Source organism: Iodidimonas nitroreducens (assembly GCA_000710935.1).
In the GTDB taxonomy this organism is placed as follows: Bacteria; Pseudomonadota; Alphaproteobacteria; order Sphingomonadales; family Rhodothalassiaceae; genus Iodidimonas; species Iodidimonas nitroreducens.
In genome coordinates, this window is record BAYV01000026.1 from 1 (window position 1) to 24,884 (window position 24,884).

24 protein-coding genes are annotated in these 24,884 nt (G+C 58.2%); 17 read left to right on the forward strand and 7 right to left on the reverse strand.

Features of this window, described 5'->3' with window-relative positions:
- Positions 1-307 precede the first annotated feature (307 nt).
- Positions 308-1,222, forward strand: coding sequence for a carbon-nitrogen hydrolase family protein (locus tag AQ1_RS10195; protein ID WP_042086951.1), 915 nt, complete (start codon positions 308-310; stop codon positions 1,220-1,222).
- Positions 1,223-1,251: 29 nt separating this feature from the next.
- On the opposite strand, the gene AQ1_RS10200 is transcribed toward AQ1_RS10195, so the two are convergent.
- The 4 genes from AQ1_RS10200 to AQ1_RS10215 form a co-directional block, all read right to left on the reverse strand.
- Complete coding sequence (locus tag AQ1_RS10200) at positions 1,252-1,539, reverse strand: hypothetical protein (protein WP_042086910.1); 288 nt, start codon at positions 1,537-1,539, stop codon at positions 1,252-1,254.
- Positions 1,539-2,786 carry a Y-family DNA polymerase gene (locus AQ1_RS10205; RefSeq protein ID WP_042086911.1) on the reverse strand — a complete coding sequence of 416 codons (1,248 nt, stop codon included), beginning with the start codon at positions 2,784-2,786 and terminating at the stop codon, positions 1,539-1,541. Before AQ1_RS10205 ends, AQ1_RS10200 begins: the two co-directional genes overlap by 1 nt.
- Positions 2,787-2,884: 98 nt before the next feature.
- Positions 2,885-3,772 carry a methyltransferase domain-containing protein gene (locus tag AQ1_RS10210; RefSeq protein WP_042086912.1) on the reverse strand — a complete coding sequence of 296 codons (888 nt, stop codon included), beginning with the start codon at positions 3,770-3,772 and terminating at the stop codon, positions 2,885-2,887.
- Between the two features lie 2 nt (positions 3,773-3,774).
- The gene (locus tag AQ1_RS10215; protein ID WP_042086954.1) at positions 3,775-4,584 is read right to left on the reverse strand and encodes a dienelactone hydrolase family protein; all 810 of its coding nucleotides are present in this window, start codon (positions 4,582-4,584) and stop codon (positions 3,775-3,777) included.
- Positions 4,585-4,698: 114 nt separating this feature from the next.
- Here AQ1_RS10215 and AQ1_RS10220 point away from each other — a divergent pair, with 114 nt between their 5' ends.
- Positions 4,699-5,805, forward strand: coding sequence for an esterase-like activity of phytase family protein (locus AQ1_RS10220; RefSeq protein ID WP_161760558.1), 1,107 nt, complete (start codon positions 4,699-4,701; stop codon positions 5,803-5,805).
- Positions 5,806-5,920: 115 nt separating this feature from the next.
- On the opposite strand, the gene rpmB is transcribed toward AQ1_RS10220, so the two are convergent.
- Together rpmB and AQ1_RS10230 are read right to left on the reverse strand one after the other, a co-directional pair.
- Complete coding sequence (gene rpmB / locus AQ1_RS10225; RefSeq protein ID WP_042086916.1) at positions 5,921-6,229, reverse strand: 50S ribosomal protein L28; 309 nt, start codon at positions 6,227-6,229, stop codon at positions 5,921-5,923.
- A 161-nt stretch (positions 6,230-6,390) separates the two neighbouring features.
- Entirely contained in the window at positions 6,391-6,726 is a 336-nt protein-coding gene (locus AQ1_RS10230; protein ID WP_081837269.1) for a BolA family protein, read from the reverse strand.
- Positions 6,727-6,804: 78 nt separating this feature from the next.
- On the opposite strand from AQ1_RS10230, the gene AQ1_RS10235 reads away from it, so the two are divergent.
- From AQ1_RS10235 to AQ1_RS10265, 7 genes are all read left to right on the forward strand, one after another.
- Positions 6,805-7,458 (forward strand): J domain-containing protein, encoded by a 654-nt coding sequence (locus tag AQ1_RS10235; RefSeq protein ID WP_052371197.1) that lies wholly within the window; start codon positions 6,805-6,807, stop codon positions 7,456-7,458.
- Positions 7,459-7,536: 78 nt separating this feature from the next.
- Complete coding sequence (cobS, locus tag AQ1_RS10240; protein WP_042086919.1) at positions 7,537-8,529, forward strand: cobaltochelatase subunit CobS; 993 nt, start codon at positions 7,537-7,539, stop codon at positions 8,527-8,529.
- Between the two features lie 17 nt (positions 8,530-8,546).
- Positions 8,547-10,430 carry a cobaltochelatase subunit CobT gene (gene cobT / locus AQ1_RS10245; protein ID WP_042086921.1) on the forward strand — a complete coding sequence of 628 codons (1,884 nt, stop codon included), beginning with the start codon at positions 8,547-8,549 and terminating at the stop codon, positions 10,428-10,430.
- A 3-nt stretch (positions 10,431-10,433) separates the two neighbouring features.
- Entirely contained in the window at positions 10,434-11,279 is an 846-nt protein-coding gene (locus AQ1_RS10250; RefSeq protein WP_462687123.1) for a ComF family protein, read from the forward strand.
- A 46-nt stretch (positions 11,280-11,325) separates the two neighbouring features.
- On the forward strand, positions 11,326-11,583 hold the full coding sequence (gene grxC, locus AQ1_RS10255) for a glutaredoxin 3 (protein WP_042086922.1): 258 nt from the start codon (positions 11,326-11,328) through the stop codon (positions 11,581-11,583).
- A 4-nt stretch (positions 11,584-11,587) separates the two neighbouring features.
- Positions 11,588-12,466: a carbon-nitrogen hydrolase family protein gene (locus AQ1_RS10260; RefSeq protein ID WP_462687124.1), complete on the forward strand. Its 879-nt coding sequence runs from the start codon at positions 11,588-11,590 to the stop codon at positions 12,464-12,466.
- Between the two features lie 97 nt (positions 12,467-12,563).
- Entirely contained in the window at positions 12,564-13,169 is a 606-nt protein-coding gene (locus AQ1_RS10265) for a DUF1178 family protein (RefSeq protein ID WP_042086925.1), read from the forward strand.
- Positions 13,170-13,217: 48 nt separating this feature from the next.
- Here the strand turns inward: AQ1_RS10265 and ubiG are convergent, their stop codons facing one another.
- Positions 13,218-13,985: a bifunctional 2-polyprenyl-6-hydroxyphenol methylase/3-demethylubiquinol 3-O-methyltransferase UbiG gene (gene ubiG, locus AQ1_RS10270; protein ID WP_042086927.1), complete on the reverse strand. Its 768-nt coding sequence runs from the start codon at positions 13,983-13,985 to the stop codon at positions 13,218-13,220.
- 136 nt (positions 13,986-14,121) lie between these two features.
- Here ubiG and AQ1_RS10275 point away from each other — a divergent pair, with 136 nt between their 5' ends.
- The 8 genes from AQ1_RS10275 (at position 14,122) to prmC (ending at position 24,836) form a co-directional block, all read left to right on the forward strand.
- Complete coding sequence (locus AQ1_RS10275) at positions 14,122-15,363, forward strand: aspartate kinase (RefSeq protein ID WP_042086929.1); 1,242 nt, start codon at positions 14,122-14,124, stop codon at positions 15,361-15,363.
- A 77-nt stretch (positions 15,364-15,440) separates the two neighbouring features.
- The gene (locus AQ1_RS10280; RefSeq protein WP_042086964.1) at positions 15,441-16,442 is read left to right on the forward strand and encodes an NAD(P)H-dependent flavin oxidoreductase; all 1,002 of its coding nucleotides are present in this window, start codon (positions 15,441-15,443) and stop codon (positions 16,440-16,442) included.
- Positions 16,443-16,471: 29 nt separating this feature from the next.
- On the forward strand, positions 16,472-18,727 hold the full coding sequence (gene ptsP, locus AQ1_RS10285) for a phosphoenolpyruvate--protein phosphotransferase (RefSeq protein ID WP_313982145.1): 2,256 nt from the start codon (positions 16,472-16,474) through the stop codon (positions 18,725-18,727).
- A gap of 337 nt (positions 18,728-19,064) precedes the next feature.
- Positions 19,065-20,117, forward strand: a complete 1,053-nt coding sequence (locus AQ1_RS10295) for a helix-turn-helix domain-containing protein (RefSeq protein WP_150007366.1) — start codon at positions 19,065-19,067, stop codon at positions 20,115-20,117.
- A gap of 133 nt (positions 20,118-20,250) precedes the next feature.
- The gene (gene ispG, locus AQ1_RS10300; RefSeq protein ID WP_042086935.1) at positions 20,251-21,384 is read left to right on the forward strand and encodes a flavodoxin-dependent (E)-4-hydroxy-3-methylbut-2-enyl-diphosphate synthase; all 1,134 of its coding nucleotides are present in this window, start codon (positions 20,251-20,253) and stop codon (positions 21,382-21,384) included.
- An 88-nt stretch (positions 21,385-21,472) separates the two neighbouring features.
- Entirely contained in the window at positions 21,473-22,783 is a 1,311-nt protein-coding gene (gene hisS, locus AQ1_RS10305; protein WP_081837271.1) for a histidine--tRNA ligase, read from the forward strand.
- Complete coding sequence (gene prfA, locus AQ1_RS10310; protein ID WP_042086937.1) at positions 22,780-23,859, forward strand: peptide chain release factor 1; 1,080 nt, start codon at positions 22,780-22,782, stop codon at positions 23,857-23,859. The genes hisS and prfA overlap by 4 nt, the downstream gene beginning before the upstream one ends.
- A complete protein-coding gene (gene prmC / locus AQ1_RS10315) occupies positions 23,859-24,836 on the forward strand; it encodes a peptide chain release factor N(5)-glutamine methyltransferase (RefSeq protein WP_052371198.1) in 978 nt (325 codons plus the stop codon). The genes prfA and prmC overlap by 1 nt, the downstream gene beginning before the upstream one ends.
- The last annotated feature ends 48 nt before the right edge of the window (positions 24,837-24,884 follow it).

Genomic DNA, 24,884 nt, shown 5'->3' on the forward strand with positions numbered 1-24,884 from the left:
CGCAGGGGCGGTATTGGGGCGATTGCTGGCCGATCCGCCCCCGCCACAGGCGCCGAGCAGCAGGCAAACACCAAGCAGGCTTGATAGAAATAAAGGGGCGCGCCCGGATGGCTTGCGATCTGGCATGATGAAAACCCGTGCAAATGAAAGAAAGAATGATCACACAATGACATGGAAAGCTTAGCAGATGGTTGCCTTTTTGGATGCCCGTTTTGTGATCAATCGGGTGGCTTTTTTGTCGCGCTTTCATGCTAATTTCCGGATTGGATCGAAAGAGTGCAGGCTCAAAAGCGGAAGGATGAAGGCGATGGATGATGGGATAAAAGCCGCTGTGGTGCAGGCCGGATCAGCCGGTTTTGAAACGCAGAAAAGCCTTGGAAAGCTGGCGGATCTGGCATCCGATGCCGCGCGGGGCGGGGCTGAGCTTGTGGTTTTCCCCGAAGCCTTTATCGGAGGCTATCCCAAGGGGATCGATTTTGGCACCCGGCTGGGCTCGCGCAGCCCTGAAGGACGGGATCAATTTCGTCGCTATCATGAAGCGGCGATTGATCTGCCCGGTCCGGCGGTGGATCGCATGGCTGAAATCGCCAGTGATTGCGGGCTTTATCTGGTGGTGGGGGTGATCGAGCGCGCGGGCGGCACGCTTTATTGCACCAGCCTTGTTTTTGGCCCGGATGGCCGCCTGCTGGCCAAACATCGCAAGCTGATGCCCACCGCGATGGAGCGCCTGATCTGGGGGCAGGGCGATGGATCAACGATGGAGGTGGTGCCAACGCCCATCGGGCGGATCGGCATGGCCATCTGCTGGGAAAATTATATGCCCCTTTATCGCAGCCATCTTTATGCCCAAGGGGTGACCCTTTATTGCGCCCCCACGGTGGATGAGCGTGAGGAATGGCAGGCCAGCATGCGCCATATCGCCCTTGAAGGGCGCTGTTTCGTGCTGTCGGCCTGCCAGCATTTGAAGCGGCGGGATCTGCCCGATGATTTTGATTGCCGAGAAGGAAACGATCCCGAAACGACCCTTATCAATGGGGGCTCTGTGATCATCTCGCCTTTGGGAAAAATTTTGGCGGGCCCGGTTTATGGCGAGGATGCGGTGCTGTTGGCCGATCTTGATCGCGGCGATCTGGCGCGGGGCAAATTCGATCTCGATGTGGCGGGGCATTATGCCCGGCCCGATATTTTCCGCCTGATCGTTGATGATGGAGCAAAAAGCTGAGCGGGGGCGGCTTTCATCGATGATTGGCTTTACACCATCCCGGCGATGAAATGATGATCGGGGCGGCTTTTGATCGGGGTGATCCGCAGGTCTTTGGCGGTTTTTGCCGATTCGCGTTCCTGAATGCGGCCCTGATGATCCCGGGCGCGGCGGCAGGGCAGGATCGCCGCCAGTTCATCTAGGGTCATGCGGCCATGCAGATCAGGGCGTTGCAAAAGATCGGCAGGCCGCACAGACCATGTGATGCCGCAATGGGGGCAGCGGCAGATAAAGCGATAGCCATCGAGATAATCGCTCAGATGCAGATCATGGGGCATCACCAGCCATCCTCGATATCGGGAATGCGGCTGAAGGCGATCTTGGCCCCGGCATAGCCCCCCGGTGGCGGGGCCCAAACCCCCTGGCTGATCACTGTGGCGGCATATTTGGCATTGACCTGATCGATGATCGCGGAAATTTTCCGCCAGCGTTCGGATTGATGCGTTTCCGGGGTCAGCAGATCAAGCTGCCGGTGGCCTTCGGGCACCAGATCATAATGCGCCACATGCACCCGTACCACCCGCAGGCCCGGCGGCAGGCTGGCCCGCGCGCGCTGCCAGAGCTGTTCCAGGGCATGAAGCGAGCTGTGATCATCATTGCTCTCCGCCAGGGGCATTTCCCCCGACCAGCGATCATCCTTCATCACCAGCCACAGGCCAAATCGCCGGGCCAGAAAGCGCTCTCGGCGCATCCGGCGGGCGGCCTTGATGGTCAGCAGGCGGGAATAATCGCTGGCATCATCATAGCCGCGACGATCCGGCGGCAGCACCCGACCATGGCCAAACATCGATTTCTGCGCGGCTTCGGCCTGCACCGCATAGCCATGAAGCGCATACCAGAATCGCTCGCCATTCACATTGCCCCACAAGGCGCGAAGCTGTTTGGGCTGGGTATCCCATAAATCCGACAGGCTCCAGATCCCTGCCGCATTCAGGCGGCGCTGCATCTGCCGGCCAATGCCGGGAAGATCATCAAGCTCCAGATCCAGCAAAGGGCCGGGCAGATCATCGGGATAAAGGATCGTCAGGCCATCGGGCTTGTTCATATCGCTGGCGATTTTGGCCAGATGCCGATTGGGGGCCATGCCGATGGAGCAGGTGACATAAGGCCCCACCCGATCCCGGATGCGATCCTTGATCCGCCGGGCCAATTGATGCGGATCGTCCTGATCCTCGGCTTTCAGGGTGCAGGCCAGTTCATCGATCGAGCACACCACATCGATGGGCAGCACCGATTCGATTTCTAAAATCAGCTTGTGATGGGCGCGGGCATACAGATCGGGCGATTGCGGAACCAAAGCGATTTCGGGGCATAAACGCCGGGCTTCCACCACATCGGTTCCGGTTTTCACGCCATAGCGTTTGGCTTTGGCATTGGCGGCGATGACGATGGTAGCGGTGGCATGTTCAAAAGGAATCACCCCAATCGCCCGCCCGCGCAAAGCGGGCCGCGCCTGTTCTTCAACGGATGCGAAAAATCCATCAAAATCAATATACATGCACTCAAGGCGGTGGGGCTTGCGCATGGGGGGATGGTCCTTGTTCATAGGGAATCGGCTGATTGCCGATAATTAGAACAAAACAAGAACTTTAGCGCAAGCTCGATCAGATGGGGGCCGACGGATCAAGGGTCGCGGCTGTTTTTGATGCTGATTTCCCGGCTGCCCAAAGCATCGGCCAAGCGGCGGGTGGCGCTGCCCGGCTGTTTGGGGCGCGGCTGGCCCGGGCCCGGGGCCCAGCCGGTGAGAAACAGGATCTGAAAGCGGGCGGTGATGCGGCCATCCATATTGCTGTGCCGGCTTTGATAAAGGCGCATGGCTTCCATCAGAACATCGCGCCGCCAAAGGCTTTTCTGGCGATCATATAAAACATTGCTTTCCCCCATGGCGCGCAGATCATGAAGCAGCGCCAAAGGATCGCCATAGCTGATCTCGATCAGATCGCTATCGACCACGGGCATGGCAAATCCGGCCCGCTGGAGCAGGCCACCCATATCGCGCAGATCGGCCATGGGAGAAACGCGCGGGCGCACCCCGCCGCACAGATCAAGCTCGGCATCCATCAGGGCGCGGCGCAGGTCCATCAATGTTTCTCCCCCCAGCATGGCCGCCAGAAACAGGCCATCGGGGCGCAAAGCGCGATTGATCTGGATGAGGGTGCCGGGCAGATCATTCACCCAATGGAGGGCGAGATTGCTGATCACCAAAGACAGGCTATCATCACGCAAAGGCAGCCATTCTTCATCACAGGCCAAAGCCGGGCCGGGCATCCGGGCCGCGCGCCCGGGCGAAAGATCGGCATAAAAGCTGTGGCGGGCGGGCAGCGGCTGATGGGGGGCATCCCAGCCCAAGGCCACAGCGCTGTCGAACGGGCGGTTGATATCGCCCAGCCGTTCCAGCAGCCGCGCGGCGACTTCCTCGTGCAGAAAGCCCGCTTTGGCCATGCCCGCACAGGCTTTGCTGCGGCGCTGGCGCAGAAGCCGCCGGTCAAAAACAAGGGCCGGATCGCTCATCTTCAGGCTTTGAGATGCGCTGCGAAAAAGGCCTGGGTGCGGCTCCAGGCAAGGGCCGCATCCTCCTGGTCATAACGGGCGCTGGTGGGATTGGCAAAAGCATGATCGGCTTCATACCAATAGACATCATAAGGCTTGCCCGCTTCATCCATCGCGGCTTTGAAGCGGCCCACCATGGCTTCATCGATATAGCCATCGCGGGTGGCGAAATGCCCCAGCACCGGGCCATTGAGCCGGGCCATATCGCTGGCCGGGCGATCACAGCGCCCATAATAAATGGTGCAGGCATCCACAGGCGCGGCAATGGCGGCATTCAATGACCAGCCGCCGCCAAAGCACCAGCCCACCGTGCCCAGCCTATCGCTGGTGGCGGCATGGGCCCGCAGCCATGAAACCCAGCTTAGAAGGGTTTGGGTGGCGATGTCGGGGTCTGTTTCCCGGGCCAATGTGCCTGCCTGATCGGCGCTTGTGGCCACCGCCCCATCATAAAGATCGATGGCCAAAGCGGCATAGCCCTGCTGCGCGAAATCGGCGGTCACCGCCTTGATCTGATCATTCAGCCCCCACCATTCATGGATGGTGATGATTGCGGGCGCGGGATTGTCCGCACTGGCCCCTTCGGGCAGGGCCAAAGCGGCGCGCAGGGTGCGGCCATCGGGGCCTTTGATCTCGACATTTTTGAGACCGGCCGCCGCCGCCCGGACAAGGCGCGGGTCTGCCAGAACAGCCGCCAGCGGCAGGGCCGAAAGCCCCTTCAACAGATTGCGGCGGGCCATCAGGCCATCGGTTTTCAGCGTGCTGATGCCATCCATGATCGGCTCCTGTATTTTTGTGCTGGGTTGAAGAAACGATCCAGACCCTTGATAAAGAACCAGCATAGCGCCGCAATCCCTTCCATCAAAGCGGCTTTTGATATGGAGTTTCTCATGATCGCACAGCCCGTCCGGATGGCCCGCAAAAGTCTGCTCCGGATTTTGATCCTGATGATGGGTCTTTCTCTGGCGGGATGTTTTGCCCATGCCGATCAGACCGCATCCTCCGATGGCGCCTCTTTGGGCATGGGTGATGATGGGCTGGTGATCGAAAGTCGGGAGATCGGCATGGATCGCTCCGCCGATCCCGATAAGTCGCGAACCGTGGGTCGGCTCGAATTTGTTACGGCTCTGGAACTCACAAGCGAAAACAAGGATTTTGGTGGCATTTCCTCGATCGAGATCAGCGCGGATGGAAAAACCATGATCGGGCTGACGGATCGCGGGCAGTGGCTTTGGATGGAATTAGACTCTGCTGCCGGTGATGGTCGCCCCACAGGGGTGGGGGCGGCGCGGATCGCCCCGATGCGCGGTGCTGATGGCGTGCCTTTGGCGGCGGGTGATCGGGATTCCGAATCGCTGATCCTGATGGAAGATGGCTTTTGGGTTGGCTATGAAAGCCAGGATCGGGTGCTGGCCTTTGCGTCCAAAGGGATTGATGGGGCGACAAACGCGGCAGTGGATGTTTTTGCTGATCCCACCCCCTTTTTTCTGGCACCCGGCGTGGCGGTGGATGTGCCCCTCATGATGCTTGATCATCCCGGCAATGGCGGCCTTGAAGCGATGGTGCGCCTGGCCAATGGCGCCGTGCTCGCATTTTCAGAGCATGGCCGGAAGGAGAAGGAGGGACCGCTCAAAGCCTGGCTTTATCGCGATGGCATAGCGGCGGCGATGGCCCTGGATGCACCGGAAGGTTTTTCCCCCACCGATGCGGCCCTTTTGCCCGATGGCGATGTGCTGCTTTTGCTGCGCAGCTATTCGCCCCTAAGGGGGGTGCGGGCCCGCCTTTTGCGCATCGATCTCGCTGCCATCCTGCCCGATGCGGTGCTCAAGGGCGATGAACTGGCGCGGCTGGAACCGCCCCTAATGGTGGATAATATGGAAGCTTTGGCGGTGCATGTGGATACTGTCGGGCAGTGGATGATCACGATTATCTCGGATGATAATTTCTCACCGCTGCAACGCACGATTTTATTGCGCTATAAGATGCCGCAGCCATAAGGGTCCCGCAGGCTTAAGGGTATCCAACACGAAAAAGCGCATCAGGAGAATGATCCCAATGCGCTTTCATTTTAATGTCCAACAGCCTTGGACGCCTCAGCCTTATACGCAGCGCTTATTCAGCGGCGAGGGCGGCGGGCGCAGCCGTCTTTTTCTTTTTGATTTCGGCTTTCAGGCGGCGGGCTTTGATGGAAAGCTCGGCGTCGCTTGCCTTCAGCAGATAATTATCAAGACCTTCGCGATGATCGACCGAACGCAGCGTGCTCACGGCAATCCGGAAGCTGACGGCGCGGCCGAGTGTTTCGCTCAGCAAACGAACCCGCTTCAGATTCGGCATGAAGCGGCGTTTGGTGCGGATATGGCTGTGACTGACTTTCATGCCGGTCTCAACACGCTTGCCAGACAGTTCGCACAGGCGGGACATGTCTTGATCCTCTTGTTTGTTATCAGCGCCCGATCAGAAAAAAAGGGCCGATCAGGGCATTCTATTTCCAAAGAGCCGCGTGGATGGTTCCATTCACGGCAGACGGGGGCATCTACACCGCATCGGCTGGCACGTCAAGCCTTGCGCATCGCAAAAGCCGATCATTTGCTTTTATCATCGGGGGCGGCAAGGCTCAGGCTCAGGGCATGCACCTGTTGCTTTAATTCATTGGCCAGCAGGGCATAAACCATTCTTTGGCGGGCCACACGCGATTGCCCGCTGAAAACCTTGCTGGTCATTTCCAGATGAAAATGGCTTTCCCCTTCGGGGCGATGGCCTGCATGGCCCTCATGTTTGTGGCTTTCATCACGAAGCCGCAGATGATCGGGGCTGAAGGCGGCAGCAAGCTTTTGCTGCAGGGCCTGACCGGCAGGGCCCAGAGATTCGAGAGACTCGATTGAATCCTGCGATGAATCCTGCGTGTTTTGATGGGTCATGGGGCTCTTTCGTCTCGCCTTGATCAGATGATGGGACTTTATAGATAGCGTTCTTTGGCTGTTGGATAAAGGGGGGTGATGCATGGGCTTGTCGCCGCTGCCCCGATCAACGATATTGGGGCCATGACACGGGCCGAACGATTTCATGGCAAGGTGGAGGATGGCATCCTTCGCCCCTGTGCCGAGGCAGGCTGCGATGATGCGGGCCTGTTTCGCGCCCCCCGCCGGGATGGCGGTGCGGGCTGGCATTGGTTTTGCCTGCCGCATATCCGGGCTTTTAATGCATCATGGGATTATACCATGGGCATGGATCAGGATGAAATCGATGGCCTGCGCCATGCCGCGCCGATGTGGGAACGTAAAACCTGGCCGATGGGCAGCCGGCCTGCTGACCATGGGGGTGCCGGCGGGCAACCGTCCTTTCATGATCCCCATGATCTTTTCACCCAAACCCAAAGCCAGCGGCCCCGGTCGGCCAAGGCAGCGACGGGCGCAGGGCATGATCATAAGGCCCAGGATTATAGGGGGGGTCACAACAAGGCCCGGGCGGCCCTCGAAATTCTGGGGCTTGACGCATCGGCTTCAAGGCAAGACATAAAGAACCGCTATAAGGATCTTGTGCGGCGCTATCATCCCGACAGCCATGGCGGCGACCGGCGGTATGAGCCTCATCTGAACGCCGTGATCGGTGCGTATAAACATTTGACGCAAGATGATAAGGCAATGAAATGAGCGGCAAAGCGCCGGATAAGCCCGCCCGATGAGCCCGATGCGTAAAAGTGAGACAAGAACAGATTGGATAGACCTGACGTGACCGTTTCTGAAAAACCCGATAGCGCGCGCCTCCCCGATATCACCCTTTCGGCTCGTGAAACCTTTGGTATCGATCTTGATATGGATGTTCCGGCCTTTTCCGAGCCGAGCGAACATGTGCCCGATCATGATCCCACTTATGTGTTTGATCAGGAAACCACGGCGGCCATCATCGCCGGTTTTGCTTTCAATCGCCGGGTGATGATCCAAGGCTATCACGGCACCGGCAAATCCACCCATATCGAACAGGTGGCGGCGCGGCTGAACTGGCCCTGCGTGCGAATCAATCTCGATAGCCATATCAGCCGCATTGATCTGGTGGGTAAGGATGCGATTGTTCTGCGTGATGGCAAGCAGGTGACCGAATTTCGCGAAGGGCTGCTGCCCTGGGCTTTGCAATCACCCACCGCTTTGGTGTTCGATGAATATGATGCGGGCAGGCCGGATGTGATGTTCGTCATCCAAAGGGTGCTTGAGGTAGAGGGCCGCCTCACGCTTCTCGATCAGAACAGGGTGATCCGCCCGCATCCGGCTTTTCGCCTGTTTGCCACCGCCAATACCGTGGGCCTGGGTGATACCACCGGGCTTTATCATGGCACCCAGCAGATCAATCAGGGCCAGATGGATCGCTGGAATGTGGTGGTGACGCTTAATTACCTGCCCCATGATACGGAAACCGAGATTGTGCTGGCTAAAGTGCCCCATTATCAGAATGAGGCGGGCCGCAAAATCGTCAGCCAGATGGTCAATGTTGCCGATCTCACCCGCGCCGGCTTTGTGGCGGGGGATATTTCCACGGTGATGAGCCCGCGCACGGTGCTGACATGGGCCCAGAATGCCGAAATCTTCAAGGATGTGGCCTTTGCCTTCCGGGTCAGCTTTCTCAATAAATGCGATGAGGCGGAACGGGCGCTGGTCGCGGAATATTATCAGCGCTGCTTTGGCACGGATCTGCCTGAATCCGCGACCCGCATCGCCCGCGCGAGCTAGAGAGGAATAAGGCCTTTATGGCGGCACAGGATCGATCGCCAGCGGAAAGCTTCAAGCGCAGTGTGGCCGGGGCCACCCGGGCCCTGGCGGGCAAGCCGGAGCTGGAGGTGAGCTTCAGCCATGATCGGCCGGGCCTTTCGGGGCTCGATCTGCATTTGAAAGCGCCTTCGCGCGGGCTTTCCCCCGATGAGATTGCCGATCTCAGGGGAGATGCCGATGGTTTTGCCATGCGCCTTGCCCATCATGATCCCCGGCTTCATGCCGCCCATGCCCCGGCGGGCGAGATTGCCCGGGCGGTTTATAATGCCATGGAGCAGGCGCGGGTGGAGTGTTTGGGGGCGAATGCCATGGCCGGGGTGAAGGCCAATCTGGCCCATGCGCTGGATCGGCGCTGCAAGGCGCGTGGCCTTGATCGGGTGCATGAACCGGGCGAAGTGGCCCTGTCGGATATTGTTGATCTTCTGGCCCGCGAACGGATGACCGGTGAAGGCTCACCGGCTTCAGCGCAATCGGCGCTTGATGTGATGCGCGCCTGGGTCGAGGAACGCGCCGCCGATCGTTTGGATGGCTTGAGCGATAAAATGAGCGATCAGCGCGCCTTTGCCCGGCAGGTGAGCGGTTTGCTGGCCGATCTCGATCTGGCCGATCACCCCGATGAGCGCGAGGATCGCGACGAGGAGGACGACCCCGACACAGCATCCGATGAAGGCGATGGCCGCGATGAGGGCGAAGAGGGGGAAGGTGACGAAGGCGATGGCGCCGCCGATAGCTCGGATCATGCCGAAGACGATCAAAGCAACGCCGAAGGCGAGGATGGCGATGCTGTGGAACTGGATGGCGAGGATGTGGCCGAAGCCCATGAAAGCGACGACAATCTGGAAGGGGCCATGCCCTGGCAATCGAATAATCCGCCGGAAACCCGGCCCGATCTGCCATCCTATCGCCCCTTTACCACCGATTATGATGAAATGATCCGGGCCGAAGATTTGTGCGAAAGCGAAGAACTGGATCGCCTGCGCGCCTATCTGGAACAGCAGATGGTGCATTTATCGGGGGCGGTGACCAAGCTTGCCAATCGGCTGCAAAGGCGATTGATGGCACAACAAAACCGGAGCTGGGATTTCGATCTGGAAGAAGGCATTCTCGATTCCGGGCGGCTGAGCCGGGTGGTCACCAATCCCACCCAGCCTTTATCCTTCAAGGCCGAAAGCGATATCGAATTTCGCGATACGGTGGTCACCTTGCTTCTTGATAATTCCGGTTCCATGCGCGGGCGGCCGATTTCGATTGCCGCCATTTCCGCCGATATATTGGCCCGCACCCTGGAGCGCTGCGGTGTGAAAACCGAAATTCTGGGCTTTACCACCCGGGCATGGAAGGGCGGGCAATGCCGCGAGAAATGGCTCAATCAAGGCAAGCCCACCCATCCCGGGCGCCTCAATGATCTGCGCCATATCATCTATAAAACCGCCGATACCCCATGGCGGCGGGCGCGGCGCAATCTGGGCCTGATGATGCGCGAAGGGCTTTTGAAGGAAAATATCGATGGCGAAGCGCTGCTCTGGGCCCATAACCGGCTGATCGCCCGACCCGAGGAACGCCGGATATTGATGGTGATTTCCGATGGCGCGCCGGTGGATGACAGCACCTTGTCGGTCAATTCCGGCACCTATCTCGAGCAGCATCTGCGGCAGGTGATCGGCTGGATCGAAAGCCGTTCGGCGGTGGAATTGCTGGCCATCGGCATCGGCCATGATGTGACCCGCTATTATCGCCGGGCGGTGACCATCGTTGATGCCGAACAGCTTGGCGGGGCGATGACCGAACAGCTTGCCGCCCTGTTTGAAGAAGATCAGTTGAAAGCCCGATTGCGCCCATCCATCCCGGCCCGGATGATCTGATCCATGGCGCGCATGAAGCCCGATCCCGATCCCGATCCCGATCCCGATCCTCTCTCCTCGATAAGGGTGGGGATCACGGCAGGCTCGTTCATGGGGGGGCGGCTGGCGGCCGTGGGGGCCATGCTGCGGCAGGGGATCGACCTGATCCTGCCGCCACGCTGCTATGGCTGCGGGGCTCTGGTGGATCGGCAGGGGGCCTTATGCGCAGCCTGCTGGGGCGGCTTGCGCTTCATCACCGATCCGCGCTGCCATCATTGCGGCTATCCTTTCGAGTATGCCATGGCAGGCGAACCCCTGTGCGGTGCCTGTCTGGCGGGTTTGCCGCTTTATGATCGGGGGCTGAGCGCTTTGGTTTATGATGATGCCAGTCGCTCCCTGATCCTTGCCTATAAACGCGCTGATCGCACCGAACTGGCCGCGCCTCTGGCGCTTTTAATGGCTCGGGCCGGTGGGGCTATGCTGGCGGATGCGGATCTGCTTTTGCCCGTGCCCTTGCATCATAGCCGCCTTTTCAGCCGGCGCTTCAATCAATCGGCACTTCTGGCCCGGGCCTTATCGCGGCAAAGCGGTATTCCCCATGATCCCACGCTGCTGGTGCGGGTGAAGCGCACCAAAAGCATGGGGGGCCTCAATCGATCCGAGCGGATGAAAAATGTGCGCAAAGCCTTTGCGTTGGGGGGATCGGCGCGGAGCCGGGCGGCGCTTTCAGGGCGACGGGTGATTTTGGTGGATGATGTTTATACCACCGGAGCCACGGTTAATGCCTGCGCCCGGGTCTTGCGCAAGGCGGGGGTTGCCCATATCTCTGTACTCACGGTGGCGCGGGTGCTTTCTCCTGCGCATCAATAGGCTCAATGGCGCTTTTCGGGGCGCATTCAACAGAAATGGAGACGATATGGCGGATGTGGTGATCTATACTAAGGCCTGGTGCCCTTATTGCGTGCGCGCCAAAAGCCTTTTGAAGAAAAAGAACCAGACGTTCCGCGAAATCGATATTGGCAGTGAAGCTGCCAAGCGCGCCGAGATGATCGAACGTGCGGGGGGCGCTTCGACCGTGCCGCAGATTTTCATCGGCAATCGCCATATCGGCGGCTGCGATGATCTGGTGGCCCTTGATCGCAAGGGTGGGCTTGATCCCCTGCTGGGGGCCTGAACCCATGCCGCGCCCCCTGCGCATAGCGATGGTGCAGATGACATCCTCGGATGATGTGGAGGATAATCTGGCCACGGCTTCAGCCATGATCCGGCAGGCGGCGGCGGATGGGGCGCAGCTGATCGCAACCCCTGAAATGACAAGCTGCCTTGTGCGCCAGCGGGATCGTGCCCTGGCCACGGCCCGGCCCGAAGCCGAGGATCGGGCGCTCAGGGCTTTTCGGGCGCTGGCCCGGGATTGCGGCATCACCCTTGTGATCGGCTCGATGCCGATTTTACTGCCCGTTCTTGAGCCCGATGCCAAAGAGGGCGATGGCAAGGAGGACGATTCTGGGGACGATGGGCAGCGTTTGGCCAATCGCTGTTTTGTTATCGGCCCGGATGGCGGGATCATCGCCCGCTACGACAAGATCCATTTATTTGATGTGTCTTTGGGGGCGGGTGAAAGCTATCGCGAATCGCGAACCTATCAGGGCGGTGCACAGGCCGTTCTGGCCGATATCGGGCCTGCAAAACTGGGGCTTAGCATCTGCTATGATCTGCGCTTTCCCTATCTTTATCGGGCTTTGGCGCAGGCAGGCGCAGACATTTTGAGCATCCCCGCCGCCTTTACCGAAACCACCGGACGGGCGCATTGGCATGTTCTGCTGCGCGCCCGGGCTATTGAAACGGGGTGTTTTGTGATGGCTCCGGCGCAATCGGGCCATCATGCGGATGGCCGCGATACCTTTGGCCATTCCCTGTTGGTCGATCCCTGGGGCGAGGTTCTGGTGGATGCCGGACGGGATCGGGGGGTGAGCCTTTTCACCATCGATCTGGATGCGGTGGCGGCGGCGCGGGCGCGGATCCCCGCCCTTGGCCATGATCGGCCTTTGACCATCTGATCGCCGTTTCGTTCTTGATGGCGGCTTGTTTTGCGATAAAGGATGGGGGGATTGATCCCTTTTGGGATGCTTGATCTTTTTGTTTTAGGGACAATGCATGATCGTTTTTGATCTGAAATGTGGCCGGGGCCATAGCTTTGAAGGCTGGTTTCGCGGGCGGGATGATTTCAGCCGTCAGCGCGATGCCGGGATTTTAAGCTGTCCTGAATGTGGATCGGCAGAAATTTCAAAAGCATTTTCAGCGCCCAAGCTTGCCGGTTTACGCGGCGCTGGGGGCTTGTGCGACTCTGGGGATGAGGGTGAGGGCCGGACTGGCGGCAGGCTGTCTGCCGCCTCCTCATCTGGTGAACGGGATGAGAAAGGGGCAGGCCACGCGCCCCCGATGCCCCATGATGCGCGGGCAGCCCCCGGCCAGAGGTCATCCAAAACGAGTTCATCCAGAACGAGTCCGCCCACAGCGATGCCGCCCAAAACAATGCCGGATTCCCTGCACAAGATTTTGCTGGAGATGCGACGGCAGGTGGAACAAAACTGCGATTATGTGGGGGATCGTTTTGCCGAAGAAGCCCGCCGCATGCATTATGGCGAAACCGAAAAGCGCGATATTTATGGCGAGGCCAGCCTCAAAGACGCTGCCGAGCTGATTGATGAAGGGGTGGATGTGATGCCGTTGCCCGGCGGGCGCGGGCGATCAGATGCCTGAACGGCCTCATCCCCCCAGCCCCCCCAGCCATGAGGCCGGTTTTGCCTTTCAGCCGGTTTTAAGGGGTTTGGCCCAGCCGATATAATTCACCCCGCAATCATGGGATGGATGCCAGCGATCCCCTAAAAGATCATAAGACAGGCCCGCGATCGCGCCCACCTCAAAGCCCTGCTCACCCAGAAGTGCGGTCATTTCGGCGGGGGTGACGAATTTTTTCCAATCATGGGTTCCCCGGGGCACCCAGCCCAGCAGATATTCCGCTGCCACAATCCCCATGGCAAAAGACCGCGCCGTGCGATTAAGGGTGGAAAAGATCACCAGCCCATCCGCCTTCACCAATTGCCGCACGGCCTTTAAAAACAGCTTCGGATCGGCCACATGCTCGATCACCTCCAGCGCTAAAACCACATCATAGCGCTTGCCCTCATCGGCCAGATCCTCGGCGCTGGCCTTGAGATAGCTGATGGGCAAGCCCATGGATCGGGCGTGGCTTTGGGCGATTGCGATGGTTTCATCGGAAACATCAAGCCCGGTGACATCGGCCCCCAAACGCGCCAAAGGCTCGCAGATCAATCCGCCGCCGCATCCCAGATCGACCATCTGCTGGCCTTGGAACGGTCTTAATGATCCGGCATCACATTTTTTATGATCTGTGATGGCCTTGCGAATGAAATCGAGTCGGGCGGGATTGAGCTTGTGAAGGGGGCGAAAAGGGCCCTTTGGATCCCACCAATGGGCGGCGACATCGGCAAATTGGCGGGCTTCAGCAGGGTCGATGGTGGCGGATTTAGGGCTGTGATCTGTATTGGGGCTCATGAGAAACCTTTCGATCATCCTTTGGGTAACTTGCGAGCAGGCAAAGTTCGCCCTATGAATACGCCACCTTTGTTGCGGGCGGCATGACGATCTTGATGTTGTGCTGTCCTCGTTGCTTCGATTCAAGGACCATTCTATGGCGCGTCTTGTCAAGAAATTCGGTGGCACTTCGGTGGCCGATCTCGATCGTATCCGGGCTTCGGCGGCTTATGTGAAGCAGGCCGTTGATGAAGGCCATGAAGTGGCCGTGGTGGTCTCGGCCATGGCCGGGACAACGAACCAGCTGGTCAAATGGTGCACGGAAGCCTCTCCCCTTCATGATGCTCGGGAATATGATACAGTCGTCTCGACCGGTGAACAGGTGACCGTGGGGCTGATGGCGATCATTTTGCAGGGCATGGGGGTGCCGGCGCGATCGTGGCTGGGCTGGCAGATGCCGATGATCACCAGTGGCGTGCATGGGGCCGCCCGGATCGAAGATATTGATGTGTCCGAATTACGAAAACGCATGGGCGAAGGTCAGGTGGCGGTGATCGCCGGATTTCAGGGCATTGGGCCCGATAACCGCATCACCACTCTGGGGCGCGGGGGATCGGATACCTCGGCGGTGGCGCTGGCTGCGGCCCTGGGGGCGGATCGCTGTGATATTTATACGGATGTGGATGGTGTTTATACCACCGATCCCCGGATTGTGACGCGCGCGCGAAAGCTTGATCGTGTCACCTATGAAGAAATGCTGGAAATGGCATCACTTGGTGCAAAAGTATTGCAAACCCGGTCGGTGGCCATGGCCATGACCCATGCTGTGCGGGTTCAGGTGCTATCGAGTTTCAAGGATACGCCCGGAACGCTTGTGGTGAATGAGGATGAAATCGTGGAAAAAGAACTGGTAACCGGCCTTGCTTATTCGCGTGCCGATGCGGTTGTAACGGTTTATGGAATGCCGGATCGGCCGGGCACCGTGGCGGATCTGTTCAGCCCGCTGTCCGAAGCCGATATCATTGTTGATATGATCGTGCAAAGCCAGGCCCCCCATAAGGATGAGGCCGAAGTGACCTTCAGCGTGCCGGAAAGTGATCTGGCGCGCACGCAGGAGGTGCTGGCCAATCATCGCGACCGTATCGGCTATCAATCGATCGAGGTCAATTCCGATGTGGTCAAGCTTTCGGTGATCGGGATCGGAATGCGCAGCCATGCCGGGGTCGCCAATATCATGTTCCGAACTTTGGCGGATCGCGGCATCAATATCCGGGCGATTTCCACATCGGAAATCAAGGTCAGCGTTCTGATCGATTCGGAATATACTGAATTGGCGCTGCGCGCTTTGCATACCGCCTATGGTTTGGATGCGGTGCAGCAGCAGGATGATCGGGCATGAAAGATCTGAAGGCGGAGGCCGCCGAGCCGCCGCAGCCTTTAGAGGCGGTTGAAGGTCATCGGCGGCTGACCCATCTGATGGCCCGGGGCTGTGCGTTTTTAGGGGTGGAGCGGGCCATTCTGGGCGGCGCCATGACCTGGCTTTCAGAACGCCATCTGGTCTCGGCCCTTTCCAATGTCGGGGGATTTGGGGTTTTGGCCTGTGGGGCGATGACCCCGGATTTGCTGGCCACTGAAATTGCGGCGACCAAGGCGCTGACGCCTAAGCCTTTTGGGGTCAATCTGATCACCATGCATCATCAATTGGATGAACTGGTGGCGGTGTGCATCGATCAGGATGTGGGGCATGTGGTGCTGGCCGGGGGCCTGCCGCCGGGCTGGGCGATCGATCGTTTGAAAATCGCCGGGATCAAGGTGATTTGTTTTGCCCCGGCTTTGGCTTTGGCGAAAAAACTGGTGCGCTCGGGTGTTGATGCTTTGGTGGTCGAAGGCTCGGAAGCCGGTGGCCATATCGGCCCGGTTTCAACCAGCGTGCTGGCGCAGGAAATTCTGCCCCATATCAATGCCGTGCCGATTTTTGTGGCAGGCGGCATTGGCCGGGGTGAAGCGATGGCCGCTTATCTTGAAATGGGGGCGGCGGGGGTGCAATTGGGCACACGCTTTGTGTGCGCCACCGAATCAACGGCGCATCCGAAATTCAAGCAGGCCTTTATCCGGGCTTCGGCGCGGGATGCGGTGCCATCGGTGCAGCTTGATCCTCGCTTTCCGGTGATCCCGGTAAGAGCCTTGAAAAATGATGCGTCCCGGCGTTTCATGGAAGAACAGCGCCGGGTGATTGATTGCGTCGATAAGGGGGACTTGAACCCCAAGGATGCGCAGCTTGAAATTGAACGATTTTGGGCCGGTGCCTTACGGCGCGCGGTGATCGAGGGTGATGTGGAACAGGGTTCGGTGATGGCAGGACAAAGTGTTGGTTTGGTCAGATCGGAACAATCGGTGCAGGAGATCATGGCTGAATTGATGATCGAGGCGGCCCATTATCTTGATCGGGCCGGTTCGGCTCCAAGCTTTGATGGCTGAGAATTTCATGCAGCAGAATTGGATCTGATGTGAACGATCTGGCCAGTCGTCCCCGTCTGCTCTTGCGCCGCCTTCACCAGGTGATGGCGGGGCCCGGCAGTGCGCAGGAACGGCTTGATAGGCTGACGACCGTGATCGCCCAGAATATGGTGGCCGAAGTCTGTTCGGTTTATCTTGTTCGGGCGGGCGAAATTCTTGAGCTTTTCGCGACCGAGGGCCTGAAGCAGGAAGCGGTCCATCATACCCGCCTGCGCTTTGGCGAAGGGCTGGTGGGGCTGGTGGCGCAGCGCGCTTTGCCCCTTAATGTGCAGGAAGCGTCTAGCCATCCGCGCTATGCTTATCGCCCGGAAACCGGCGAAGAAACCTATCATTCTTTTCTGGGTGTGCCGATTGTTCGGCATAATAAAGTTGCGGGCATTCTGGTGGTGCAGAATGTCAAGCCACGGGAATATTCCGCCGAAGAAGAAGAAGCCCTGCTGACCGTGGCCATGGTTCTGGCCGAACTGGTGGGCTCGGGGGAATTGGTCGATCCCGATGAAATCGCCGATGGTTTGAATCAATCGGGTCTGCCGCTCACCATCAAGGGCCAGAAGATGGCGGATGGTATTGCCCTTGGCGTGGCGGTTTTTCATGAAGGCCGGGTTGAGGTCACCCGCTTTGTGGCCGAAGATCTGGAAACCGAAAAGGCGCGCCTGCTCGAAGCTTTTGAAACCATGCGCGAACAGGTGGATCGGATGATTGCCCTGCCCGAAATCGGCACGGCGGGCGAACATCGCGATATTCTCGAAACCTTCAAGATGTTCGCCTATGATCGCGGCTGGCAAAGGCGCATTTTCGATGCCATCGACTCAGGCCTGACCGCCGAGGCCAGCGTGGAACGGGTGCAGCAGCAAAATCGGCGACGGATGATTGCCAGCCCCGATCCCTATCTGCGCGAGCGCCTGTCAGATCTTGATGATCTGGCCAATCGCCTGCTGCGGACTTTGGCGGGTCGCCAGAATGGTCAGGAATTGAGTGAGGATTCGATCATCATCGCGCGCACCATGGGGCCTGCGGAACTGCTTGATTATGATCGCAGCAAGCTGGCAGGCGTTGTTTTAGAAGATGGCAGCGCCACCAGCCATGTGGTGATTCTGGCGCGGGCGATGGGGATTCCGCTGATTGGTCGCTGCATTGATATCGGCGAGCATGTGCGGGCCGGTGATCGGCTTATTCTGGATGGCGATAGTGGCCAGGTTCTGGTGCGCCCCGGCGAGGATCTGTGCGAAACCTATCGCGATAGCATCCTGATCAAGCGCGAGCAGGCGGCTCAGTTTCGGGCCGAGCGGAATCTGCCATCCGTGACCCGCGATGGGGTGCGGATCCATTTGCACATGAATGCCGGTCTGCAATCGGATATGGCGCATCTCGATGCTTTGGGGGCTGATGGTGTAGGGCTGTTTCGCACCGAATTTCAGTTCATGGTCAGTTCCACTTTGCCCCGCCTTGAAACCCAGCAAGAGCTTTATAAAGCGGTTCTGGATGCGGCGGGGGGGCGGCCGGTGGTGTTTCGCACCCTTGATATCGGGGGCGACAAGGCCGTGCCCTTTTTGCAGCATGAAGAAGAAGAAAATCCGGCAATGGGCTGGCGGGCGATCCGCATTGCCCTCGATCGGCCGGTTTTGTTGCGCTATCAATTACGGGCCTTGATGGGGGCGGCGGCCGGGCGCAGCCTTTCGATCATGTTTCCCATGATCGCCGATGTTGCCGAATTCAAGGCGGCGCGCAAAATTGCCTTAAAGGAAATGGAGCGCTTCGAGCGTCTTGGCCTCAAGGGTCCTGTGGATCTTCAGATCGGCACCATGCTCGAAGTGCCGGCTTTGGCGTGGCAGCTTGATTCGCTTCTTGAACTGGTTGATTTCGTGTCTATTGGCACCAATGATCTGATGCAGTTCTTTTTTGCCAGTGATCGGTCCAATCCGCGTTTGATTGATCGCTATGATCTTTTGTCGCCTGCGGTTTTGAGCTTTATCCGCATGGTGGTGAAGGCCTGTGATCGGGCCGGAGTGCCGGTGACCGTGTGTGGCGAAATGGGCGGACGGCCCCTGGAGGCCATGGCCCTGATCGGATTGGGCTTGCGGCGCTTATCCATCTCACCGATGACCATCGGCCCGGTGCGCCGGATGATTCGTTCGCTTAATGTGCGGCAGATCGAAAACTATATTCTGGATATGCTCCAATCGCCTGATCACTCATTACGTGTAAAATTTAAGGATTATGCACGGGATCATTCCGTCGATTTGTGATTTTTCCTAAGAATTACGAAGAAATAAGATTTTTTTAGAACAATATTGCGATTAATCATTAATCCTCTATTGACCTGTGTCCTATATGATACGCTATCGTTAACGGAATGCTGGAAATGGGCGTGGTCCATCTTTGCCATAGGGGTAGAACCAAGCAAAAAGGGATGGGGCTTGGCTTGGTTCAAGCGCTTTTCATAGATGAAGGGCTTTGCTCTCGTGAGGATGGCTGCATGATGGCCCTGAGATGCCATTCAAAATTGCCAGATATTTATTGCCAGATACTTGTGAATGAAACTGAAGGCTGCGGATAGAAAACTGAGTCGGAAAGTTGCAAGCCATGACTGATGAGCGCCAATCCAAAATGCATGAATTATCCCAAGCTGATGATAGGAGCCCCGATACAGGAGGGTCCGATTTATCTGTGGGGCACATTCTGCAAAAGGCACGTTTGGCGCAGGGCCGTTCTCTTGAAGAGAGCGCTGCAGAACTCAAAATCAAAAGCCGATATCTGGCCGCTTTGGAAGATGGCCGCTATGGGGATATGCCGCCGCCCGCTTTCAGTGCCGGTTTCGTGCGATCCTATGCGGTTCTTTTTGGTCTTGATGGGCAAGCGTTAGCGCAATCCTTCCGCAGGGAAGCGGGGGCGGTCAATGAACAATCGCATTTGCATTTTCCCGAGCCTGTGGCGGATTCCCGCTTGCCGGGGCGGGCTGTTCTTTTGGCTGGGTCTGCGGGGATGCTGGCCATTTATTTTGGCTGGATCGCCGATTTTGGCACTATATCCATGGCGGAATCACAAGTTGATCCCGTGCCGCATCATCTGACCGCGCATCTCACTGATAGGGCTGCCGATGGCAAGGCTGTTGCGGCGGGGCTCGCCGTGGATGCCGCTTTGCTTGATCAGGCGCAAAAATCCAACCCTGAGGCTCCGGGTGATCAGGTCAGTCAGGTGATCGCTTCGGCAGTTACCAAATCTGTGCCTGCGGGCGAGGCTGCGGGCGGGTCTTCATCTGCCGAACAAAGCCGCATATCAGGTGATGCAAAGCCCGAACCCACTGTCGAATCCGCTTCTCCTGATGCAGGCTCTGGCGATGATGGGGCGGCGCTTCTGGGTAGCCGTCTTGTTTTGCAGGCGCGGTCGGATGCCTGGCTTTATATTGTGGATGATGCCAATCGGGAAGTGTGGAACGGCGTGCTGCGCACCGGCGAGCGCTGGTCGCCTCCCTCTGGTCGTTCTGGTTTGCGCCTGATGACCAGCAATGCCGGGGCTTTGCGTATCCTTGTGGATGGCGAGGAGCTGTCTGCCTTAGGTAAGGCGGGCGATGTTGTGCGGGATGTCTCGCTCAATCCTGATCGTCTGAAAAAGCGGGAAAAACTGGCCCTGCGTTAAGTGATCGCACCGGGCCTTGCCTTTCCTTTCAAACTCCATCATTTTCCTCAAAGATTGAACTGCCGCGACTCTTTCAAAGGTCGGGGCCGTGTTCTATTGTGATGTTGTGCTGCCCAGTTGAAAGAGGATAACCATGAGCATCCGCCCCTATCGCGATATTTTTCGCCGTCAAAGCCGACAGATCATGGTGGGCAATGTGCCCGTGGGGGGGGATGCGCCGATCACCGTGCAAACGATGACCAACACCCTGACCCATGATATTTCCGGCACCATTGCGCAAATTCGTCGGGCTGAAGAGGCGGGTGTTGATCTTGTGCGGGTGTCCTGCCCCGATAAAGAATCAACCGCCGCACTGAAAACCATCGTGCGCGAAGCCAATGTGCCGATCATTGCCGATATTCATTTCCACTATAAGCGGGCGCTGGAAGCCGCCGATGCCGGGGCCGCCTGTTTGCGCATCAATCCGGGCAATATCGGCTCGGCTGATCGGGTGAAGGATGTGGTGCGGGCCGCCAAGGACAATGGCTGTGCCATTCGCATCGGCGTGAATGCTGGCAGTCTTGAGCGGGATCTGCTGGAAAAATATGGCGAGCCCTGCCCCGATGCCATGGTCGAAAGCGCCCTCGATCATATTCGCATTTTAGAAGACAATGATTTTTTCAACACCAAGATTTCCTGCAAGGCTTCTGACGTGTTTTTAGCGGTGGCGGCCTATCAGGGGCTGGCGGAAGCCTGCGATTATCCCTTGCATCTGGGCATCACCGAGGCCGGTGGCCTGCGCGATGGCACGGTGAAATCATCGGTGGGTTTGGGGATGCTTTTATGGTCGGGCATTGGCGATACCATTCGGGTGTCGCTGTCGGCTCAGCCGGAAGAAGAGGTGAAAGTCGGCTTTTCGATCCTCAAATCCCTTGGTCTTCGCCATCGCGGGGTGCGGATCGTTTCCTGCCCCTCCTGCGCGCGGCAGGGTTTTCAGGTGATCAAAACGGTTGAGATTCTGGAAGAACGCCTGTCGCATATTTCAACGCCTTTGTCCTTGTCGATCATCGGCTGTGTGGTGAATGGCCCGGGCGAGGCGCGGGAAACCGATATCGGCCTCACCGGCGGCGGCAATGGCAAGCATATGGTGTATCTGTCCGGGGTGACCGATCATCATATTGCCGATGATCAGATGGTGGATCATATCGTTGATCTGGTGGAACAAAAAGCGGCGGCCATCGAGGCGGAGATCGAAGCGGAAAAAGCCCGCTCGAATGCAGCGGAATAAGGCGCCCTTCTGATCACAAGGTGCATCTGCGGGCCTTTTAAAGGCTCGATAGATCGGTATGGGCGGCATCAATAAGGAATGAGAACCCATGAGCAAGCTGCAACCCGTTCGGGGGACGCGGGATATATTTGGCGATGATATGCGCCGTTTCAGCCATGTCGTGCGGATTTTCGAGCGACTGGCACAGGCTTATGGCTTTGATGAAATCAGCACCCCGATCTTTGAGTTTACCGAAGTGTACAAACGCACTTTGGGGGAAACCTCCGATGTCGTGACCAAGGAAATGTACACCTTCGAGGATCGTTCGGGCGACCTGCTCACTTTGCGCCCGGAATATACGGCGGGGATCGCCCGGGCTTATATGTCGGGCGGGATGGCGCAGGCAGGGGTATCGCGCCTGTTTGGCTGGGGGCCGATGTTTCGTCATGAACGGCCGCAAAAGGGCCGTTTCCGGCAATTTCATCAGTTGGATGCCGAAATCATCGGGGCCGCCGAACCTGCCGCCGATGTTGATCTGCTGGCTTTGGCCTGGCAGCTTTTAAGCGATCTGGGGATTTCGGATCGTATTGTTTTGCATCTCAACAGCTTGGGCGATCAGGAAAGCCGCCTTGCCTATCGGGCGGCGCTGACGGCTTATTTTGCCGATCATGTGGATGCCCTGTCGGAAGACAGCCGGATGCGTTTGCAGAAAAATCCCATGCGCATTCTCGATTCCAAAGATCCCGGTGATCGCGCCCTGCTTCCCGATGCGCCGCAGATTGCCGATTATTTGAATGAGCGGTCGCGCGCTTTTTTTGAAACGGTGTGCGCGGGTGTCAAAAGCCTTGGGATTCCATACATCCATGATCAAAGGCTGGTGCGCGGCCTTGATTATTATTCTCACACGGCTTTTGAATTCGTCACCGATGCCTTGGGATCCCAAGGCACTGTTTTGGGCGGCGGGCGCTATGATGGTTTGATCGAAATGATGGGCGGGCCGTCCACCCCGGGCGTGGGCTGGGCCGCGGGGATCGAGCGTTTGGCCATGCTGATCGATGAACCGCCAGCCCCGATGCGGGCAGTGGCGCTGATCCCCATGGGCGATGCGGCGGAAAAACAGGCGCTGGTGCTGGCCCGCGATCTGCGGGCGGCGGGGCTGCGAACCCTGATGGATTATAAGGGCAATATGAAAAAACGGCTCAATCGTGCGGCCAAAGCCGATGCCCGTTTGGCCCTGATCATTGGGGATGAGGAAGTGGCGCGGGGGGCCGTGGTGGTGCGCGATCTGGATCACAGCACGCAAAAAGATTGCGCTCTTTGGGCGGTTCATGATCAGGTGCGGATGATGCTGGCCGCTCCCCCCATTGCGGATATTTCACCTGCGGCAAGCCGCGATGTGATCGATGCGGAGCAGCCATGATCCCGCGCGAAAAGCTGCAGGCGCTTTTTGATCGTCATGCTGAATTGCAGCACAGGATGAACACATCCACCGATCTTCAGGCGGCCGAGATCATGCGGATTTCAAAAGAACTGGCCGATCTCGATCCGGTGGTGTCGGCTGCCCGGATGCTGGATGAAGCGCTGGCGGAAAAGGCGGGCCTGCTCGATCTGATGAGCGGCGATGACAGCGATATGCGGGCGCTGGCACATGATGAAATGAAAGCCTGCAAGGCTCGGATCGAGGCGCTGGAGCAGGATTTGCAGCGCCTTTTATTGCCGAAAGACGAAGCCGATGATCTGCCCGCCATTCTGGAAATCCGGGCGGGCACGGGGGGTGAGGAAGCCTCGCTTTTTGCGGCTGATCTGGCGCGCATGTATCAGCGCTATGCCGAACAGCAGGGCTGGAGATTTGAAATTCTGTCGGCCAGCGCATCCGATGCCGGGGGGCTGAAGGAACTGATTGCCTCGGTGGTAGGGAAAAGCGTTTTTGCCCATCTCAAATTTGAATCCGGCGTCCATCGGGTGCAGCGGGTGCCGGTTACGGAATCGGGGGGGCGTATTCATACCTCGGCGGCCACGGTGGCGGTGCTGCCTGAGCCACAGGATGTGGATATCAAGATCGATGAAAAAGATCTGCGGATCGATATTTTCCGCGCCTCTGGCCCCGGCGGCCAATCGGTCAATACCACCGATAGCGCCGTGCGCATCACCCATCTGCCCAGCGGTGTTGTCGTCAGTCAGCAGGATGAAAAATCCCAGCATAAAAACCGGGAAAAAGCGATGAAGGTGCTGCGCGCCCGGCTTTATGAGCATGAGCGCGAAAAGGTGCATCGCGAACGGGCCGATGCCCGCAAGCAGCAGGTGGGATCGGGGGATCGCTCTGAACGCATCCGCACCTATAATTTTCCTCAAGGTCGGGTGACCGATCATCGGATCAATCTCACCCTGCACAAGCTTGATCAGATTTTGGCCGGTCCCGGCTTATCCGAGGTGGTGGATGCCCTTTTATCTTATGATCAGGCGGAGCGTTTGGCGGCGATGGAGCAGATGACCTGATGCCCGATCATCAAAAGGCTGAGGGTTTGACGGTGGCTGCGCTGCTTAGCGGGGGCCGGGAAAAGCTGATCAGCCAAGGCATCGAGACGGCAAGGCTTGATGCCCAAATTTTACTGGCGCATGCTTTGGGGCGGTCGCGGATGGATCTGGTGATGAACCCGGCCATCGAGCCCGGCATGGCCGAGATCGCTGCCTATCATGCGCTTATTGATCGGCGGATGCGGCATGAACCCATTGCCTATCTTGTGGGGAAGCGGGAATTTCATGGCCATGATTTCAGCCTCAATCACGCAACATTGATCCCCCGTCCTGATAGTGAAACGCTGGTGGATGCGGTGCTTGATCAAATGCCGGATCGCGACGGGGCCTATCGGATTCTGGATTTGGGCACCGGCAGTGGATGTTTGTTGCTCAGCCTCCTTATGGCGTTGCCCAAGGCAAGAGGCTTAGGGCTTGATATCAGTGCGGATGCGCTTTTGATGGCGCGCCGGAATGCGGAAAACCTGGGCTGTGGGTTGCGTGCCGATTTTTTGGAAAGCGATTGGCTGGCGGGGGTGCCGCATGATGGCCGGAGCTATGATATCATCATCAGCAATCCCCCTTATATCCCCCATGGTGATGTGCAAAATCTGATGGCGGATGTGCGTGATCACGAGCCCTTGCGCGCCCTTGATGGCGGGGCGGATGGGCTTGATGTTTATCGGGCTTTGATGGGCCCGGCCTCGCATATTTTGGCGGATGGGGGTCTTTTGGCCTTCGAGGTGGGGGCAGGGCAGGCCGATGCCGTGGCGCAGATGATGGCGTTGCTCTGTGGCACAACCCCGCAGATTTACAAGGATTTGGCAGGCTTTGATCGGGTGGTTCTGGCCAGCAAAGCGGGTTTGCCGGTAAAAGAAGCGGACGCGGTTGAAAAAACCTTGGAATATGATTCTGAAACGGTTAGGGTCTGGCTCACAAGGCACGGTGAGAAGCAGTGAACCGCTCCCTCCGGGCCCCCCGATGATAAAAATTGATATCGCAAAGCG

Bases quoted from the DNA above. Each gene is read 5' to 3' on its own strand.
- AQ1_RS10215 (WP_042086954.1), bottom strand. From the start codon at position 4,584: ATGGATGGCATCAGCACGCTGAAAACCGATGGCCTGATGGCCCGCCGC.
- ubiG (WP_042086927.1), bottom strand. From the start codon at position 13,985: ATGAGCCCCAATACAGATCACAGCCCTAAATCCGCCACCATCGACCCT.
- AQ1_RS10295 (WP_150007366.1), top strand. From the start codon at position 19,065: ATGACTGATGAGCGCCAATCCAAAATGCATGAATTATCCCAAGCTGAT.
- AQ1_RS10220 (WP_161760558.1), top strand. From the start codon at position 4,699: ATGATCGCACAGCCCGTCCGGATGGCCCGCAAAAGTCTGCTCCGGATT.
- AQ1_RS10275 (WP_042086929.1), top strand. From the start codon at position 14,122: ATGGCGCGTCTTGTCAAGAAATTCGGTGGCACTTCGGTGGCCGATCTC.
- rpmB (WP_042086916.1), bottom strand. From the start codon at position 6,229: ATGTCCCGCCTGTGCGAACTGTCTGGCAAGCGTGTTGAGACCGGCATG.
- hisS (WP_081837271.1), top strand. From the start codon at position 21,473: ATGAGCAAGCTGCAACCCGTTCGGGGGACGCGGGATATATTTGGCGAT.
- AQ1_RS10200 (WP_042086910.1), bottom strand. From the start codon at position 1,539: ATGCCCCATGATCTGCATCTGAGCGATTATCTCGATGGCTATCGCTTT.
- AQ1_RS10250 (WP_462687123.1), top strand. From the start codon at position 10,434: ATGGCGCGCATGAAGCCCGATCCCGATCCCGATCCCGATCCCGATCCT.
- AQ1_RS10210 (WP_042086912.1), bottom strand. From the start codon at position 3,772: ATGAGCGATCCGGCCCTTGTTTTTGACCGGCGGCTTCTGCGCCAGCGC.
- AQ1_RS10265 (WP_042086925.1), top strand. From the start codon at position 12,564: ATGATCGTTTTTGATCTGAAATGTGGCCGGGGCCATAGCTTTGAAGGC.
- AQ1_RS10280 (WP_042086964.1), top strand. From the start codon at position 15,441: ATGGCCCGGGGCTGTGCGTTTTTAGGGGTGGAGCGGGCCATTCTGGGC.
- prfA (WP_042086937.1), top strand. From the start codon at position 22,780: ATGATCCCGCGCGAAAAGCTGCAGGCGCTTTTTGATCGTCATGCTGAA.
- ispG (WP_042086935.1), top strand. From the start codon at position 20,251: ATGAGCATCCGCCCCTATCGCGATATTTTTCGCCGTCAAAGCCGACAG.
- cobT (WP_042086921.1), top strand. From the start codon at position 8,547: ATGGCGGCACAGGATCGATCGCCAGCGGAAAGCTTCAAGCGCAGTGTG.
- AQ1_RS10195 (WP_042086951.1), top strand. From the start codon at position 308: ATGGATGATGGGATAAAAGCCGCTGTGGTGCAGGCCGGATCAGCCGGT.
- prmC (WP_052371198.1), top strand. From the start codon at position 23,859: ATGCCCGATCATCAAAAGGCTGAGGGTTTGACGGTGGCTGCGCTGCTT.
- AQ1_RS10230 (WP_081837269.1), bottom strand. From the start codon at position 6,726: ATGACCCATCAAAACACGCAGGATTCATCGCAGGATTCAATCGAGTCT.
- AQ1_RS10260 (WP_462687124.1), top strand. From the start codon at position 11,588: ATGCCGCGCCCCCTGCGCATAGCGATGGTGCAGATGACATCCTCGGAT.
- AQ1_RS10235 (WP_052371197.1), top strand. From the start codon at position 6,805: ATGCATGGGCTTGTCGCCGCTGCCCCGATCAACGATATTGGGGCCATG.
- AQ1_RS10205 (WP_042086911.1), bottom strand. From the start codon at position 2,786: ATGCGCAAGCCCCACCGCCTTGAGTGCATGTATATTGATTTTGATGGA.
- grxC (WP_042086922.1), top strand. From the start codon at position 11,326: ATGGCGGATGTGGTGATCTATACTAAGGCCTGGTGCCCTTATTGCGTG.